The sequence below is a fragment of the Winogradskyella ouciana genome, assembly GCF_009709615.1.
Classification (GTDB): Bacteria; Bacteroidota; Bacteroidia; order Flavobacteriales; family Flavobacteriaceae; genus Winogradskyella; species Winogradskyella ouciana.
This window is the reverse complement of the sequence record NZ_WJYA01000332.1, coordinates 1-231: the sequence shown is the minus strand read 5'-3', so window position 1 is coordinate 231 and position 231 is coordinate 1. Positions and strand designations below refer to the sequence as shown.

The 231-nt window shown below is 29.9% G+C and carries 1 protein-coding gene; it reads right to left on the bottom strand.

Annotated elements, in window-relative coordinates; all coding sequences use genetic code 11:
- On the bottom strand, positions 1-231 hold a 231-nt coding region (locus F1003_RS19285; RefSeq protein ID WP_497986948.1), incomplete at both ends, for a histidine kinase dimerization/phospho-acceptor domain-containing protein.

Below are 231 nucleotides of genomic sequence, written 5' to 3'. Positions count from 1 at the left end.
CTAGTTGTATTAATTCTGGGGGATATGTTTTACCTGTATTTAAAGTGATAATATGAGTCATATCATCAAATAATGTTGATAATCTGTTTGCTTGTTTAATTAATATGTCGTATGACTCTTTAATCTCATGATCCTTAGTGATTATACCATCACGTAGTCCTTCAGAATATGAAATAATGCTTGCTAAAGGTGTTTTTAAATCATGGGCTAAGTTTTGAATCAGTTCTGTTT